Below are 15036 nucleotides of genomic sequence, written 5' to 3'. Positions count from 1 at the left end.
CGCAAACACCCCATGGCTACGGTGCAACGAGAGATCAGCAGAGGGCGCCGAGTACTTTTCGGCGTTTTCCACCGTCCAGACAGGACTGTTAAAGCCGTGATTGTTTTTCAACAACGACACGACCCACTGATTGATATCCATACACGCTCCATCTTTTATTGCCCACGGCGCAGGCGCGCCCTGTTTGACCTGAAGACTAAGTCGGGAGCATGATTCTGTATATTTGAATAACCCGCACCACTAATCCTCAAAAGAGGAACCATGACCAAGCAACTGAATATCGACCTGTTGCGTACCTTCCATGCCGTCGCCCGCTTGCGACGCTTCAACGAAGCGGCAAACCACGTGCATCGCAGCGCCTCAACTGTCACCACTCAGATTCAAAAGCTGGAAGACCTGGTAGGCCAGCGCCTGTTCAGTCGGAACAACCAGGGGGTGGAGTTGACGATGTATGGAAAAAAACTATTGAGCGAAACGACTGACTTTCTTAAAAGTCATGATCGCCTGCTAGCGTCGCTCACCCCCCAACGCATGCAGGGCAAGATTCGCTTGGGCCTTCCGGATTCGTATGCTCCGGCATTCATGCGCGATTTCCTGCCGCAGCTCATCGCCGACAACCCGCTGCTTGAGCTGGAAGTTGAAGCCCGGTCCAGCGGCGAGCTGTTCACCATGTTCAGCCGGGAGCAAATCGACTTGGCGCTGATCGTCAGCGCACAACCGCTGGAACAAGGGGAACGTTTGGGTTCAATACAGCCGGTGTGGGTGGTCTCAGATCGTTTCAAAGCGCCTGAACACGCGCCACTGCCTATTGCCGTGCAATTGACGGGGTGCCCCTATCGCGCATCCGCCATCCGAGCGCTGAAGGAGCATGGGGTTTACTACCGGATTCTGCTTGAGAGCGCGAGCGCCACAGCGGTGGACGCGGCAGTCATGTGCGGTTTGGCGGTAGGCGTGATCGAAGAAAGCCGGATAACTGCTGAACTGACCAAAGTCATTCCAGGAGCGCAACTGCCTGAGCTGCCGCGGCACCCTATTTATTTGCTGTCCGACAGTGGTAATCACTTGGCGCTGCATCTGCATGAGCAGGTCAAAAAGGGCTTCAGTATCTGAACCCCCACGCGCAAAAAAGCCCGCTGACCGTCACCGGTTCAGCGGGCTTTTGGCATTAGGTTGGCCCTGACTCAGGACCACGCCAAACGCTTACAGCGCAATATCAGCAGCCGGTTTGCTCGGCTCGGCCGCAGGCTTTGCAGCTTCGCTCGCTTGTGGAGCAGGCATCTGAGGGATGGCTGGCGGAGGCGTCAGTTGCAAGATCTTGGCGGTGTAGGCCCATTCTTGCGCAACACGCTCAGGATTGCCGTTCAATTGAGTGCCATAGCTTGGCACAATCTGATGCAGCTTCGCCTGCCACTCAGGGGAAGCAACCTTGTCCTTGAACACTTTCTGCAGCACGTTCAGCATGATCGGAGCCGCGGTGGACGCGCCTGGCGATGCACCCAACAGGCCGGCGAGGCTGTTGTCAGCAGAACTGACCACTTCAGTGCCGAGCTTCAGGACGCCGCCCTTCTCTTCATCACGCTTGATGATCTGCACACGCTGGCCGGCTTGCCACAGGCGCCAGTCTTCTTTCTTGGCGTTCGGGAAGTATTCTTGCAGCGCCTTGAAACGGTCGTCGTCCGACAGCATCAGTTGACCTGCGAGGTACTCAACCAACGGGTACTGCTCGATGCCTACCTTGGTCATCGGCCAGATGTTGTGGGTGGTAGTGCTGGTCAGCAGGTCGAAGTACGAACCTTCTTTCAGGAACTTGGTGGAGAAGGTAGCGAATGGGCCAAACAGGATCACGCGCTTGCCATCCAGCACACGGGTGTCCAGGTGCGGAACCGACATCGGTGGCGCACCCACGGAGGCTTTGCCGTAGGCCTTGGCCAGATGCTGCTCGGCCACGGTTGGGTTTTCAGTCACCAGGAACGAACCGCCAACCGGGAAACCGGCGTATTCACGGGCTTCCGCAATACCCGACTTCTGCAACAGGTGCAGTGCACCGCCACCTGCGCCGATGAACACGAACTTGGCGTCGGTTTCGGACTTGGTGCCGTCTTTCAGGTTCTTGTAGCTGACACGCCAGGAGCCGTCGGCGTTCTTGGTGATGTCCTGCACTTCGCTCGACAGTTTCAGGTCGAACTTCGGCGTGGTCTGCAGGTGAGCAACGAACTGGCGGGTGATCTCGCCGAAATTCACGTCGGTACCCAGCGGAGACCAGGTTGCCGCGATTTTTTGGGTCGGGTCACGCCCTTCCATCATCAGCGGCACCCATTGCTTGATCCGAGCTGGGTCTTCGGAATACTCCATGCCGGCGAACAGCGGGCTCGCCTGCAGCGCGTCATAACGCTTCTTGAGGAACTTGATGTTGTCATCGCCCCACACAAAACTCATGTGCGGCGTAGAGTTGATGAACGAACGCGGGTTTTTCAGCACGCCCTGCTGGACCTGCCAGGACCAGAACTGACGGGAGATCTGGAATGCTTCGTTGATTTCGACCGCCTTGGGGATCTCAACGTTGCCGTTCTTGTCTTCCGGGGTGTAGTTCAACTCAGCCAGGGCCGAGTGACCGGTACCGGCGTTGTTCCAGCCGTTGGAGCTTTCTTCGGCGACGCCGTCCAGGCGCTCGACCATCTCCATCGACCAATCCGGTTGCAGCTCATTGAGCCACACACCCAGGGTCGCACTCATGATGCCGCCGCCAATCAGCAGTACATCGACTTTCTTTGCCTCTTGCGCCTGAACGGACGCGATCCCCATCGACAAAGCCAGCCCCAGTAGAGCCGTGTTCATTTTTTTAAACATCAAGTAGCACCTATGATAAAACGCCATCCACCCCAGTGCCTTCTCATGGGAAAACCCTCGTTACGCCAGGCAACGCCATACGGTTTTCCACACTCACAAGGTCTACAGGGTGGGCACACAAGGCCGACGTATCAGCCTCAGTTTTATGTCCTTCTGCGCTGACTTCTTATCATTATTGGCTTCAGCTACCTCGGCGACATCATCCGGCCGCGCGTGTTCGGATGCACGCACGAGAGAAAGGTTAGACCAAGATGGCGCGCAGAATATCATGGACGAGTGGAATGGGGCGTCTGTTATGGACTCGGTGGTAGGGTCAGCGCCGCGCCCGATAACAAAACACCCACGATCATTACGAGATTGAAGAGCCTTTTTTGCTCTATTTGCCCCAGCACGAATTTCCGTTTTCAAGACCAGAAAACAACACAGACACAGCACGGAAACATTTTTAAACAATCTCCCACAACAATAGTTGTACGACGTCGTACCTACTGTGGTCGACTGCGGGCGTTCTCACAAAAAAAATAACCGGAGATACCCGCTATGACCAGCATCCCTTCCGTAGAAGGCCAGGCTGCGGCGCCCCCACAAAATCGATTCGCTCGAATACTCAAGCTGCTGGGTCCTGGCATCATCGCCGTGCTGTCCTGGTTAGGCGCCGGTGATCTGATCACCTCTTCCGTGGCCGGCGCCAATTACGGCTACGCGATGATGTGGGTACTGGCCGTGTCTCTGCTCTTGAGATACCTGATCGTCAACATCATCGCGCGCTTCCAGCTGTGCAATAACCAGGGCATGACCATCCTGCAAGGCTATGCGCAACTGAACCCGTTTTTCGCCTGGTTTATGCTCGTTTATGCCCTGCTGATGGGGCACTTGATGAACGCCTACATGATCAAGGGCGCGGGTGAATCGTTGGCGATGTTGCTGAGCATCGACAATCCGCTGCTGTGTTCTTTCGCGGTGGTCATCGCTGTGTGGATGCTGGTCGGGCGTAATATCTACTCGATGATCGAAGGCGTGATGAAGGTACTGCTGGCGATCATGACCCTGGCGTTTATTGCTTTGGCGGTAATGTCCGGGCCTGATGTGGCCGGCATTGTGAAAGGCACCATCGGCTTCAGCATTCCGCCCGATGAAGGCGTACATGGCGCCTTGCTTGTCGCGGTATCGGTCATTGGCGCCGTGGCAGGTTCGATTGCCAATTTCGTGCATCCTTATGTGATGCGCCAAAAAGGTTGGATCGGTCCGCAACATAAACGTATTCAACGTAACGACTTGCTGTTTGCTGTGTTTGTCGGGATTGTCATTAACCTGGCTATCTGGATCGTCGGCGCGGAAATCCTGCGGCCCAACGGCATCGAAGTGGAAACCTTGGCTGACTTGGGCAAGGCGCTGGAAATCTACTTCGGCCCGATCGGTTGGTACGTGTTCTTCATCGGCGTATTCGCGACCTTGTTTGCCAGTATTTCAGGCAAGACCACTGCCTTCCCGATGCTGATTACCGATGCTTTCCAACACGTTCGCCCCAAGCGTCGCGATAAGTACGGCAAAGAGTTTCACCATGATCCAATGCACAAATGGTTCATGCTGTTTATTCTCGTAACGCCATTGATCTGGTCATTGCCTGGCATGCCAGACTTCGTGACCCTGACCATTGGTGTCAGTGCGCTGAACATCATTGGCTTGCCGGTGATTTCCCTGGGCCTGCTGATCATGTCCAACCAGAAGTCGTTGCTGGATAAGAAATATCGCAACAACCTGTTTGAAAACATCGCCCTGCTCTTTGCGACAGGCCTTGCGTTGTGGGTTGCCTTTCAACTAGGCGTCGATTTGTTCATCTGACAACGAGCCGCCGAGGGAGCGTCAGGTTCCCTCGGCGGGCGAACTCATGGTTCTCCCACAACAGTTCCAGATGAGCTTTCGCCAGGGTAATACATGGGCGCGACAAGATTTGAACGGCTGACGCCCCCAGTCGTTTTTACCGTGGACCTTCCAGCTTGTAGCCTATGCCGTGAACGGTGTGCAACAAATGGACATTGAAGGACTTGTCTATTGTTTTGCGCAGCGTGTAGATGTTGGTCCGCAAGCTGTCAGAGTCGGGTGTATTGCTGCCCCAGAGGGCTTGCTCGAACTCTTTGCGTTTCACAACCGAGGGGCTTTTGCGCATGAGTATCTCGAGCAGTACTAGATGGGTCGGATTGAGCTTGAGTAGCTTTCCTTCCCGTTTGACTTCCAGCGAGTCCAGGTCGTAGGTCAAGTTATGTATCTGGAGTATGTGCTTCTTAAAACCAGTGGAGCGCCATGCAACGGCTTCAACGCGAGCAAATAGTTCGGACAACGCGAAAGGTTTGACGATGTAATCATCGGCGCCGACGCTGAACCCAGTCAGGCGGTCATCCAGTTGGTCCCGGGCGGTGAGTATCAATATGGGGACTTGCTGCTTGCTGTTTTCCCGGATGCTTTTGCAGACCAGGTTACCGTTCATCCCGGGTAGCATCAGGTCCAGAATAATCGCGTCATAGTTGCCTGTCATCGCAAGATGAAGTCCAGTCAATCCATCCAGGGCACCCGTCACTTCACAATCTTTGAGCGTGAGATACTCCGAAATATTGGCCAGGATATCTTTATGGTCTTCGATAACGAGTATGCGCATGGTCCCCTCTTTTTTCACTGTGCATCGGCTACTACGCTATCAGTGGCGCCCATCCTGCAACCGGCAAACATATCCAGCGCGGGGTCGTAGACTTTGGTCTGGACCTTCAACAAGCCAAGCATCGAGTGGAACAGGTTGTCTTGGCTCAAAGGCGCGTTGCGAGTGTTTTGCAGGCACGTGGTATTAACAGAAAAGGACTGCTGATAACTATCAGACAACCAGACTAACAACGGGACATGCTTTTGTTGCTCGGGTGCGAGCATATAAGGCGTGCCGTGCAGGAACAGGTTGTACTCCCCCAGAGACTCACCATGATCCGAGAGGTAAATCATTGCGGTATCGACTTTATTTTGATTGCTGCGCAAGATATCAATCAAGCTGGCCAATACATGGTCGGTATAGAGCAGGGTATTGTCGTAGCCATTGACAATACTTTCCCGGCTGCAATTGTCCAGTGCATTGCTTTTACACACCGGTGTGAATTTTTCAAATGCCTTTGGATAACGCTTGAAGTATTCCGGGCCGTGACTGCCCATCTGGTGCAGTACCAATACCGTGTCTTTATCGAGTTGATCAATGTAATGCTGCAATCCCTTCAGCAGGATTTCATCCCGGCATTCGTTGTTGGCGCACACATCGGGATCTTTCGACTTGCTGACATCCTCCAGGGTCACTCGGTCGCAAGTGCCCTTGCAGCCGGACTGATTGTCCCGCCAAACCACTTCGAGGCCCGCATGCTTGAGCACATCGAGCAAGCCTTCCTGACTTTTTGCAGTGGCCGCATCATAATTTTTGCGCCCCATATTGGAAAACATGCAGGGCACCGATACAGCGGTTTCGGTACCGCAGGAGTGAACGTCGCTAAAGGCAATCACACCCGGCTCTTTGCTCAATTGCGGGGTCGTGTCGCGGTTGTAGCCCAGGATGCCGAAATTTTCCGCCCGTGCACTTTCGCCCACCACCAGTACGGTAAGGGATTTGTGCGGGAATTGCGCCCGATCGCTGACCAGCCTCGCGTCTTCACCTATTTTCATGAAAGGCTTCTGCGCGGTGACCACTTGTTCACGCAGATAGCCGAATGATGCACCGATATAGTTGCTCGGCACGATCATTAGACGCAATTCATGGTGGTTTCGAAACAGTGACGACAAGCCTTGGTAATTAAGCAACCCAATTGCGCCGAGGGCGGCGGTGCAACCAACACCGACCAACACCTTGCTGAGCAAGGCGCGCTGAAAACGTCGGTAATGGATGGGGGTTTTCCACAGCAGGAATGAAGGCAGCAGGCCTAACAGCACGATATATACAAAAAGTTTAGGGGAGAGCAGGCCCCCTACCTCGGTAGCATTGGTTTCTGCGAAGTTACGTAACATGCCACTGTCTATGACCACACCGTAGCAATTCATGAAGTATGCGACCCCAGCGCTGACCATGAACAAGCTCATCAGCACAGGCTTTAGTGTTTGGCGAAAGGACAATAGAGTCAGCACAATATTAAAAGCGAAAAATATCATGGCGCCAAACGCGAGACGCAATAACACACCCATGCTGTTGGTGCCTGTAATAGTAAACAGATGCTGCCAAAGCGTTACATTGAATCCAAGCAATAAGAATCCACTGGCGAGAGCAGTCGTAACTTCGGGGCGTACGGGTTTGATTTTAAGCATGTATTTCTACTTGAAAAGTTAGGGAGGCGCTCAGGCGGCTGGGCGTGACATCTCCAATGGCGCAGACTCTAGGCAGCGACTCATCAAATTCTCGTGAAAAATATGCAAATAAAAGGTGGGCCGCAGGGCGAGCTTTTTAGAGACTGACTTAAAAAGACAACGGAGGAGTAAAACACGCATTCCGACTAATTTTTCACACTGTTTTCACCGACCAACCACGCCGCTTATTTTATCGTCCTGTCACGGGTGTGGTGAAGTTCGGTAATCAAGTCGGGGTAGCACACCGTTGTATATTTCAAGGAGCGTTGCCGTGATCCACACTGTGATAAATGAGTCGATAATTTCCAGAAGCGCATCTCGAAGACTTGCTTTCAATAACTTATCTATCGTACTGATCACGGCCAGCATTACGCTTCTAGCGATAGTCGGTTGGTTATGGACCGCGACGTCTATTGTCGACTTGGGCATCGCCTCCAACCTGAGCAAGTCAACACTTTATGCGCAGTGGGCAAAAGGAGACGTTGTGCTGATGATCAGGCATGCCGAACGATGTGACCGCTCCAGTAACCCATGCCTTGGCAGCGCTGATGGCATCACTGTAAGCGGCAGTCATTCAGCAATGGCCGTTAGCGCCGGCTTGAGGCAGTTGGGGCTTGAGAACGCCCGAATGATCACCAGCCCGTCGACTCGCACTCGGCAGACGGCTGATTTAATACTTGGACGGGCCGTGCAGGTCCAGGGCTGGCTCGGTGACTGCGACAGCGGCTTCAAGGACGCCGTATTGGCGCATAAAAAATCGACAGAGAACCTAGTCCTGATTACCCACAGTGGTTGCATCGACCAATTTGAACGCAAGATGGGTGTACTTGCCTGGGAGCGTTCCAGCGCCTACACCGAAGCCTTGTTCGTCAAAGTGGATGGCACACACGCACCGAGAATCCTCGGTTCGATGGACGCCACCCAATGGAAAAACCTCAACGTTGAGCAATTGAATTGATGAACGTGGCCCGTGGTCGTTTTGACTTTTATCGCGGTAATCTCGGTCTGCCAGTACTGTTGGCTTTGGTGACGTTCATGGCTTTCGACATGACCGACCTGGACCGCTTATTCAGTAACCTGTTCTATGACCCTGTCGCTGGAGTCTTCCCAATAGGCGAGAGTCATCTTTTTGAAAAAATTACCCACAAGTGGACCCGGATCGTTCCGGATTGGACGGGTGAGCTGGCGATCATCGGGGCGCTGTTGTCGTTTGTCTGGCCGTGCCTTGAAAAATACCGGGAAACACAGTTCGCCAGGCGCGTTGTTCATTCGCGATTGGCGACACCACTGAGCTTCTTGCGCCGCCACAGGCTTGATTTTTTCTTCGTCATCGTCGCCTTTGCCCTGAGTACTGGCGTGATTCATTACCTGAAGAGTCATACCAGCGTTTATTGCCCGGTGGAAACAACGCTTTATGGTGGCGCTGAAGTCCGTAAGGAATGGTTCGAGAATTTCACCCTATGGCGCGAAGCCGGAGCTGGGCGATGCTGGCCTGGTGGCCATGCTTCAAGCGCGTTCAGCCTGTTCGCCTTGTACTTCATTGCGCGACGCTATCGTTGGCAGTATTCCAATCTGTTGCTGGCTGGCGTGATCGTCCTGGGCCTTGTCTATGGCACAACACGTGTACTGCAAGGCTGGCACTATTTTTCGCACACCCTCTGGGCCGGTATTTTCGTGTGGCTGAGCACGTTGCTGGTAGCGCTGTGCTTTTACGGTCGTGCAACGCTGCAACAACCTATCCGAAGGGGCGCAAACTCACCCCGAGCAGGTGATGACGCGTCGAATCGTTGCGCTGAGGCATCGCCTGCCAGTTCGCCGGATTGAGTCTGTTTCGGTAACCGGGCACTTAACAAACATTCAGTATGCATTGCACCTGCAATCCAATAAACGGAGCCTGTCCATGGCTATCGCACTACCGCTTCGCGTGTCGCGTCCTTTTGACTTTCGCCTCGCGCTAGGCATCCCGATCGCACTGATGGGATTGATGCTGCTTCTCGACCCTACCGCCGTGGATTTTTCCATTGCCCACCTGTTCTATACGCCGGGGGCAGGTTTTATTGGTCGCCAAAGTTTCTGGCTGGAGGACATCCTGCATGATCGCGCTAAGCAAGCCGTGATCCTGCTGAGTGTCCTGATCATCATCGGCTTCCTGGTAAGCCTGCGTTCCCTAAGGCTCCTTCAATGGCGTCGGCCGCTGGGTTATGTGGTCCTGGCGATGGCGCTGACCACTTCGATCGTTACGCCCCTCAAGGCGCTGACCGCGGTGCATTGCCCGTGGAGCCTGAGCGAGTTCGGCGGTAGCGAAACCTATACGCCGTTATTAAGCCCGCGTGCGGAAACCCTCAAGCCCGGCCGCTGCTGGCCGGGCGGTCATGCTTCAACCGGCTTCTCGCTGCTGGCCTTGTTCTTCGCTTTGCGCGACAGCCATCCGCGAGGTGCGCGAATCGCCCTTGGGATAGCCCTTGGGCTGGGCACGATCTTCTCCGTGGGCAGGATGCTTCAAGGTGCTCACTTTCTCTCCCACAACCTCTGGACCCTATTATTTGATTGGGTGATTTGTGTGCTCTGTTACCGCTGGATACTCTATCGGCCCGGGCCCCAGGCGGTGATCACTCAACATGATGCACGGGAGTGAGAAACGGGGCTTGTAGGGGTCTAATGAAGCGGACACCCATTTAGACGAGAATGCTCGCCAGATCGAAGTGTCTGATGAGCAAACTCAGGGCTAGACAGTCATCTATTATCTTTCCGACTTTATCCACAAGACACCCGCAATAATTGCCATGAAAACGCCCATCCAAAAATATGACCATAGGCCGAAATTGACCGTACCCTCAATTCTGGCGATTGTCATATCTTTCGAAATTATCTGCTCTCCATTGATCTTTAGCTCTACAAGTTTTCGGGATGTACCAAATGGAAAGCGCGCTTGTTCATACCAAGAAACAGTCGCTGCGCCCCTGGGCAAATTGGGCAGCAATTTGTCGGGAATACATTGACTGTATCCTCCTAGGCCAGTAGCACATGTGAATGCAAACTCTCCAACGCTGTTTGATATAGTTGTAACAGTATCCCTCCCCACTAACGCCGTTGAAATTTCTCCAGTTTCTGAATTAAGCTCATTCGGAACTTTTCCATTCTGAACCAAAAACCAACAACCCACCACAGTAAAACAGGTATAACCAACAACAATAATCAGCGCACTCACTCTAAAATTACGAGCTCTGTCTTCACGCCCTATCAATACACTCATCACTACCTCACGACAGCGCCATGACGAATTCGTCCATGGTCAAATAATAACTATTGGCTGATTCATCGAATTTTAAATATTTATCTATATGATATTTGAAGCCTGCTAGATACCTGAATAGACTAAGAGTCATTTGCCAGAGTAGCCATTGAAAAAAATGTGAGCATCCGCTACTCCTAATCGTCCATTTTCTACGGAGAAATTTATAAAAATTTAGCTAGGTAATAGGCAATAGCAAAAAAATAACCAAAAAAAGGGCAGCTTTATTAAATTTTGACAGCCCCAACAGCTTCAGCCTTCCCATCCTCGCCAGCCCATTCCTGTTAAACTCCCTGCCCTTCGCCTTCTCCATCTCAGATCCTAATGCCCTCACACACAGCTCCAACGCAAGCTTTCTCCCGCCGCTTCTCCGTCGCACCCATGATGGATTGGACGGACAGACACTGCCGCTTCTTCCTGCGTCTGCTCTCCAAACATACCCTCCTCTACACCGAAATGGTTACCACCGGCGCGATCCTTCATGGTGATCACGAGCGGTTCCTGCGCCACAACGAAGCCGAGCACCCGCTTGCCTTGCAGTTGGGCGGTAGTGTTCCGGCAGACTTGGCCGCTTGTGCCCGCATGGCTCAGGACGCCGGTTACGACGAGGTGAACCTTAACGTCGGCTGCCCCAGTGACCGGGTGCAGAACAATATGATTGGCGCCTGCCTCATGGCACACCCGGCCCTGGTTGCTGAGTGTGTGAAGGCCATGCGTGATGCGGTGTCGATTCCGGTAACGGTGAAGCACCGCATCGGGATCAATGGTCGGGACAGTTATGCCCAATTGTGTGATTTCGTCGGCCAGGTAAAGGACGCAGGCTGCACCAGTTTTACCGTGCATGCGCGGATTGCGATTCTGGAGGGGTTGTCACCGAAAGAGAATCGGGACATTCCACCGTTGCGTTATGAGGTGGCCGCGCAGTTGAAGCAGGACTTCCCGGAGCTGGAGATTATTCTCAACGGCGGGATCAAGACGCTTGAACAGTGCGAGGAGCATCTGCAGGTGTTTGACGGGGTGATGTTGGGGCGCGAGGCTTATCACAACCCCTATGTGCTGGCGCAGGTGGATCAACGGCTGTTTGGGAGTACGGCGCCGGTGATCAGCCGGGCTGAGGCGCTGGCGCAGTTGCGGCCCTATATAGCCGAGCACCTGGCCACCGGCGGCTCGATGCATCACATCACGCGCCACGTGCTGGGGCTGGGGACCGGTTTCCCGGGGGCACGCAAGTTTCGGCAGTTGTTGTCGGTGGATATTCACAAGGCCAGTGATCCGTTGGCGTTGTTGGATAAGGCTGGGGAGTTGCTGGAGGGGCGGTAACCTTGTGTCACCCAGGTTGAACCTGTCCCGCCTTTTGCCCTCCTATTTACCAGCAAGGCCCGCCATTCAAACGACTGTTTTCAGGTAGTTGCAGCTGCGGGCCATTGAACGTACATGCGCCCTTGAGTGGCTGTCAGCCCTCGGGTAATGTCATCAGACCCATAGGACAGAGCACGCCCATGACTTCCAAGCTGGAACAACTCAAACAAATCACCACCGTCGTTGCCGATACCGGCGACTTTGAAGCTATCGCTCGCGTCAAACCGGTGGATGCCACCACCAACCCGTCTCTGCTGCTCAAGGCCGCATCGATACCCGCCTATGCAAAGCTGCTGGACGAGTGCGTTGCCGATTGCAACGGCGATGTCGGCCTGGCCAGTGACCGTTTTGCGGTAGCGGTAGGTCAAGAAATTCTGAAAGTGGTCCCTGGCCGCATTTCCACCGAGGTGGATGCCCGCCTGTCATTCGACACCGATGCGGTGCTTAAGCGCGCGCATCGCCTGATCGACCTGTACGAAAAGGCTGGCATCGGCCGTGACCGCGTGCTGATCAAGATCGCCTCCACCTGGGAGGGCATCCGTGCCGCCGAGCAACTGGAAAAAGAAGGCATCCAGACCAACCTGACGCTGCTGTTCTCCTTCGCCCAGGCCGTGGCGTGCGCCGAAGCTGGCGTGTTCCTGATTTCGCCGTTCGTGGGTCGCATCTACGACTGGTACAAGAAGGCCAACGGCACAGACTACACCGGCGCCGATGATCCAGGCGTGCACTCGGTGACGCGCATCTACAACTACTATAAGGCCAATGGCTACAAGACCGTGGTAATGGGCGCGAGCTTCCGCAACCTGAGCCAGATAGAGCAGTTGGCCGGCTGTGATCGCCTGACCATCAGCCCTGACCTGCTGGAAAAACTGGCGGCCGATAATGGCAAGCTGGAGCGCAAGTTGGCACCTGGCCATGCCGGCGAAGCCCGTGTGCACATGACCGAGGCGCAGTTCCGTTGGGAGTCCAACGAGGATGCGATGGCCACCGAGAAGCTGGCCGAGGGCATTCGTCAATTTGCCCGCGACCAGGAAAAACTCGAAGCGCTACTGACCGCCAAGCTCTAAAACCGGCAACAGCAAAAAGGGCAGCACCTGTGAAGGTGCTGCCCTTTTTTATGCCGAAAAATGTGGTATCTCGGCACTTGCTCTGGGCTCGTTAATGCCGCTCGAGCGCATTCACCAGGTCGTGGAACGCCTCGCGGTTGGAGTCGTTCAAGCCCATCAGGATCTTGTGGGCTTCCAGCACCTTGATCCGTACCACTTCCTCGGACTGATCCTGGGACGGTAGATCGGTCAGGCATTCCGGGCATGGGATCGGCCGATCAACGATGTTGAACACTTGATCAAAACCCATGGACTGCAGGAGCCGGGTAATGTCTTCGTGGGTGGTGACAACGGTTGGCAGCAATCCGATCTTCTGCCGAGACAGAATGGACAACTTGGCCAACAGCCCAAGGGTGGTGCTATCGATGCTGCGGGTTTCGGTCAGATCGATCACGATCGCCGAAAAGTTCAGCGCTGTGAAGATCCGCTCAATCGTGGCATCCAGCGCCGAACATAAGGTCAGGCGCACTTCACCGACAAACTTCAGGACGAAGGTCCCGTCTTGCTCGGCGAACTGGATTCTTCCGGTACTCATCAAAGATTCCTGCTCAACACCAATAGGGCGATATCATCCGGCATCTCCCCTAGCGTGGCCAATCCAAAAACCTGCCGCAGGCCATCCAGGCTGCCGCCCGCCGACCTGACCCGTTGGGGCAAGGCGGCCTCTTTCTCTTTGAGTGTAGGTTCTGGCAAAAGGTCCAGGATGCCATCGGACATCAGCGTCAGGCTGAAGGTCGGTGGCAGTTCCAGCACGTGGTCTTCGTAGGTGGCTTCGTTGAACAAGCCCACAGGCAGACCACGCCCTTCCAGATAACGCACACTGTCCGGAGTGTACAAAACCGGCAATGGCAGGTGACCGCCAATGCTGTAGGTCAAAAGACCGGTTTCTTCATCAATCACGCCGCCCACCATCGTCACGTGCTTGCCCAGCTTGCAGCTGATCAGGCCCCGATTGATGTGGCCCAGCACTTGCGAGGGAGTGAACTCTGGCAAGGTGCCGTTGCGTTTGGATTCGAACAACAGCCGTGTAGTCATGAATTTCAACAACACGGTCACGAATGCCGAGGAGGCGCCATGGCCGGAGACATCGGCCAGGTAGAACGCGACACGCCGCTCATCTACGCGGAAGTAGTCGACAAAATCACCCGACAGATACAACGACGGAATGATCTGATGGGCAAACTGGAACTCGTCGATGCTCCAGGGGCTGACCGGCAGCATGTTCATCTGCACTTGGCGACCGGCGTTCTGGTCTTCCTGAAGCAGGTTCAGGCTGGCTTCGAGTTCGCGGTTGGCGGTTTCCAGTTTTTCACGATAACGCTGGTTTTCCACCAGCAGCCGTGAACGATCCAGGGCTCGGCGCACCGAATGCTCCAGCACCGCCAGGTCTTCCAAGGGTTTGATCAGGTAATCGGCTGCGCCCAGGCGCAAGGCCTCGACGGCATCGTTCATCACCCCGGCACCGGACACGACAATCACTGGCGTCTGCGGGGCAATGTCGGTCACTTGGCGGATCAGCTCGAGGCCGCCCACCTGAGGCATGCGCAGGTCGCAGATCACAAGGTCGGGCTTATCGCGCTCGAACACCTGAAGACCCTGGAGGCCATTGCCGGCCTGCAGGACGCTGAAGCCACTGTCTTCCAAATAGGCCGCGAGACTCGCGCGTACTACTTCGTCGTCATCGATTATCAGCAGCGTGGCACTGGTTTTTTGCATGTGGGCAAACGGCGCCAGAATTAGGTTGGTGTAGGCAGCCAGGCAAAGGTCGGGCTCACACTACTGGATTCGCTTTCTAGCCTCTCTGTCCTACAAAGTACGTGCTTTTTGCCCACGCACAAAAGTAAAACCAGAGGTGCCCTTCTAAGGCGCAGACGGTACTCCCATCCGTCAGGGGTTTCAAGCTCATGCCGATGGTCGCCGGGCGTCTTTACGTCGCAAATTACCGGGAGTTATAAGAACGACCAAAACCCCAACACAATGTAAGGATGGATCCTGTGAGCAGGAACGAGCAGGACTAAGCACAAAAGCGCGATTTCATGCGCATGCACACCGATATGGACAAGGGATAAAGAC

13 protein-coding genes are annotated in these 15036 nt (G+C 54.6%); 7 read left to right on the top strand and 6 right to left on the bottom strand.

Annotation, left to right across the window (positions count from 1 at the left end; all coding sequences use genetic code 11):
• Positions 1–261: 261 nt before the first annotated feature.
• Positions 262–1110 carry a LysR substrate-binding domain-containing protein gene (locus GIR22_RS21495; protein ID WP_154745280.1) on the top strand — a complete coding sequence of 283 codons (849 nt, stop codon included), beginning with the start codon at positions 262–264 and terminating at the stop codon, positions 1108–1110.
• A gap of 90 nt (positions 1111–1200) precedes the next feature.
• Here the strand turns inward: GIR22_RS21495 and mqo are convergent, their stop codons facing one another.
• Positions 1201–2847, bottom strand: a complete 1647-nt coding sequence (gene mqo, locus GIR22_RS21490; RefSeq protein ID WP_154745279.1) for a malate dehydrogenase (quinone) — start codon at positions 2845–2847, stop codon at positions 1201–1203.
• 540 nt (positions 2848–3387) lie between these two features.
• Here mqo and GIR22_RS21485 point away from each other — a divergent pair.
• Positions 3388–4689, top strand: a complete 1302-nt coding sequence (locus GIR22_RS21485) for an Nramp family divalent metal transporter (protein ID WP_154745278.1) — start codon at positions 3388–3390, stop codon at positions 4687–4689.
• A gap of 136 nt (positions 4690–4825) precedes the next feature.
• Here the strand turns inward: GIR22_RS21485 and GIR22_RS21480 are convergent, their stop codons facing one another.
• Together GIR22_RS21480 and GIR22_RS21475 are read right to left on the bottom strand one after the other, a co-directional pair.
• The gene (locus GIR22_RS21480; protein WP_154745277.1) at positions 4826–5500 is read right to left on the bottom strand and encodes a response regulator transcription factor; all 675 of its coding nucleotides are present in this window, start codon (positions 5498–5500) and stop codon (positions 4826–4828) included.
• A 14-nt stretch (positions 5501–5514) separates the two neighbouring features.
• Positions 5515–7167: a phosphoethanolamine transferase gene (locus GIR22_RS21475; RefSeq protein WP_154745276.1), complete on the bottom strand. Its 1653-nt coding sequence runs from the start codon at positions 7165–7167 to the stop codon at positions 5515–5517.
• 310 nt (positions 7168–7477) lie between these two features.
• Between GIR22_RS21475 and pmrG the strand changes: the two genes are divergently transcribed.
• The 3 genes from pmrG (at position 7478) to GIR22_RS21460 (ending at position 9841) form a co-directional block, all read left to right on the top strand.
• A complete protein-coding gene (gene pmrG / locus GIR22_RS21470) occupies positions 7478–8164 on the top strand; it encodes a lipopolysaccharide core heptose(II)-phosphate phosphatase PmrG (RefSeq protein ID WP_178122396.1) in 687 nt (228 codons plus the stop codon).
• Positions 8164–9030: a phosphatase PAP2 family protein gene (locus tag GIR22_RS21465; protein ID WP_154745274.1), complete on the top strand. Its 867-nt coding sequence runs from the start codon at positions 8164–8166 to the stop codon at positions 9028–9030. The genes pmrG and GIR22_RS21465 overlap by 1 nt, the downstream gene beginning before the upstream one ends.
• A 76-nt stretch (positions 9031–9106) precedes the next feature.
• Positions 9107–9841, top strand: a complete 735-nt coding sequence (locus GIR22_RS21460) for a phosphatase PAP2 family protein (RefSeq protein ID WP_218581668.1) — start codon at positions 9107–9109, stop codon at positions 9839–9841.
• Positions 9842–9946: 105 nt separating this feature from the next.
• Here the strand turns inward: GIR22_RS21460 and GIR22_RS21455 are convergent, their stop codons facing one another.
• The gene (locus tag GIR22_RS21455) at positions 9947–10459 is read right to left on the bottom strand and encodes a hypothetical protein (RefSeq protein WP_154745273.1); all 513 of its coding nucleotides are present in this window, start codon (positions 10457–10459) and stop codon (positions 9947–9949) included.
• A 363-nt stretch (positions 10460–10822) separates the two neighbouring features.
• On the opposite strand from GIR22_RS21455, the gene dusA reads away from it, so the two are divergent.
• Complete coding sequence (gene dusA / locus GIR22_RS21450) at positions 10823–11818, top strand: tRNA dihydrouridine(20/20a) synthase DusA (RefSeq protein ID WP_154745272.1); 996 nt, start codon at positions 10823–10825, stop codon at positions 11816–11818.
• Between the two features lie 179 nt (positions 11819–11997).
• On the top strand, positions 11998–12924 hold the full coding sequence (tal, locus tag GIR22_RS21445; RefSeq protein ID WP_154745271.1) for a transaldolase: 927 nt from the start codon (positions 11998–12000) through the stop codon (positions 12922–12924).
• Positions 12925–13015: 91 nt separating this feature from the next.
• Here tal and rssC read toward each other — a convergent pair whose 3' ends face one another.
• Both rssC and rssB read right to left on the bottom strand, forming a co-directional pair.
• Positions 13016–13498: an anti-sigma factor antagonist RssC gene (gene rssC / locus GIR22_RS21440; protein WP_154745270.1), complete on the bottom strand. Its 483-nt coding sequence runs from the start codon at positions 13496–13498 to the stop codon at positions 13016–13018.
• Complete coding sequence (gene rssB, locus GIR22_RS21435) at positions 13498–14679, bottom strand: two-component system response regulator RssB (protein WP_154745269.1); 1182 nt, start codon at positions 14677–14679, stop codon at positions 13498–13500. The genes rssC and rssB overlap by 1 nt, the downstream gene beginning before the upstream one ends.
• Positions 14680–15036: the final 357 nt, after the last annotated feature.

Origin of the sequence: Pseudomonas karstica (assembly GCF_009707515.1) — a bacterium.
Classification (GTDB): domain Bacteria; phylum Pseudomonadota; class Gammaproteobacteria; order Pseudomonadales; family Pseudomonadaceae; genus Aquipseudomonas; species Aquipseudomonas karstica.
Note: the sequence above shows the minus strand (reverse complement) of the source record. Positions and strands in the feature narration are given on the sequence as shown.

Excerpts from the sequence above, each read along its gene's own strand:
- GIR22_RS21495 (WP_154745280.1), top strand. The coding sequence starts at position 262 with ATGACCAAGCAACTGAATATCGACCTGTTGCGTACCTTCCATGCCGTC.
- dusA (WP_154745272.1), top strand. The coding sequence starts at position 10,823 with ATGCCCTCACACACAGCTCCAACGCAAGCTTTCTCCCGCCGCTTCTCC.
- mqo (WP_154745279.1), bottom strand. The coding sequence starts at position 2,847 with ATGTTTAAAAAAATGAACACGGCTCTACTGGGGCTGGCTTTGTCGATG.
- GIR22_RS21460 (WP_218581668.1), top strand. The coding sequence starts at position 9,107 with ATGGCTATCGCACTACCGCTTCGCGTGTCGCGTCCTTTTGACTTTCGC.
- rssC (WP_154745270.1), bottom strand. The coding sequence starts at position 13,498 with ATGAGTACCGGAAGAATCCAGTTCGCCGAGCAAGACGGGACCTTCGTC.
- GIR22_RS21480 (WP_154745277.1), bottom strand. The coding sequence starts at position 5,500 with ATGCGCATACTCGTTATCGAAGACCATAAAGATATCCTGGCCAATATT.
- GIR22_RS21485 (WP_154745278.1), top strand. The coding sequence starts at position 3,388 with ATGACCAGCATCCCTTCCGTAGAAGGCCAGGCTGCGGCGCCCCCACAA.
- GIR22_RS21455 (WP_154745273.1), bottom strand. The coding sequence starts at position 10,459 with ATGAGTGTATTGATAGGGCGTGAAGACAGAGCTCGTAATTTTAGAGTG.
- rssB (WP_154745269.1), bottom strand. The coding sequence starts at position 14,679 with ATGCAAAAAACCAGTGCCACGCTGCTGATAATCGATGACGACGAAGTA.
- GIR22_RS21475 (WP_154745276.1), bottom strand. The coding sequence starts at position 7,167 with ATGCTTAAAATCAAACCCGTACGCCCCGAAGTTACGACTGCTCTCGCC.
- GIR22_RS21465 (WP_154745274.1), top strand. The coding sequence starts at position 8,164 with ATGAACGTGGCCCGTGGTCGTTTTGACTTTTATCGCGGTAATCTCGGT.
- tal (WP_154745271.1), top strand. The coding sequence starts at position 11,998 with ATGACTTCCAAGCTGGAACAACTCAAACAAATCACCACCGTCGTTGCC.